This window comes from Shimia marina (genome assembly GCF_001458175.1).
Classification (GTDB): Bacteria; Pseudomonadota; Alphaproteobacteria; order Rhodobacterales; family Rhodobacteraceae; genus Shimia; species Shimia marina.
Genome location: NZ_CYPW01000039.1, coordinates 1 through 384, shown reverse-complemented (window position 1 = coordinate 384; position 384 = coordinate 1). Strand labels below are relative to the sequence as shown.

The following is a 384-nucleotide window of genomic DNA, read 5'->3' as shown; positions in this document are numbered from 1 at the left end:
CAGAAAACATATCCTGCCGCGCTCACCTGACACATCTATTTTTGGAGAGACACCATGATCAAATTCATCAAAAACTTCCGCAAAGACGAAGCCGGCGCCGTAACTGTTGACTGGGTTGTTCTGACCGCAGCCGTGGTTGGCCTCGCAGTGGCAGCATTCACCGCCATCGAAACATCCACCTCCACGCTGACAGGCCAAGCGGCTGGCGCGCTCAACGGTGCAGACGCCGCAACCGCAACCATCGCTCCTGGCGCAGCGGCTGACAGCTAAGTCCAGACCCTCTGAGCGCAGGCAGAAAACATATCCTGCCGCGCTCACCTGACACATCTATTTTTGGAGAGACACCATGATCAAATTCATCAAAAACTTCCGCAAAGACGAAGC

1 protein-coding gene is annotated in these 384 nt (G+C 54.7%); it reads left to right on the top strand.

The genetic code is table 11. The annotated features are described in order from the left end of the window. Window positions 1-54: 54 nt before the first annotated feature. Window positions 55-270 (top strand): hypothetical protein, encoded by a 216-nt coding sequence (locus SHM7688_RS17660; RefSeq protein WP_058239504.1) that lies wholly within the window; start codon window positions 55-57, stop codon window positions 268-270. Window positions 271-384 lie beyond the last annotated feature (114 nt).

What these genes read in the sequence shown, in the direction of transcription:
- SHM7688_RS17660 (WP_058239504.1), top strand. Translation starts at nt 55, where the DNA reads ATGATCAAATTCATCAAAAACTTCCGCAAAGACGAAGCCGGCGCCGTA.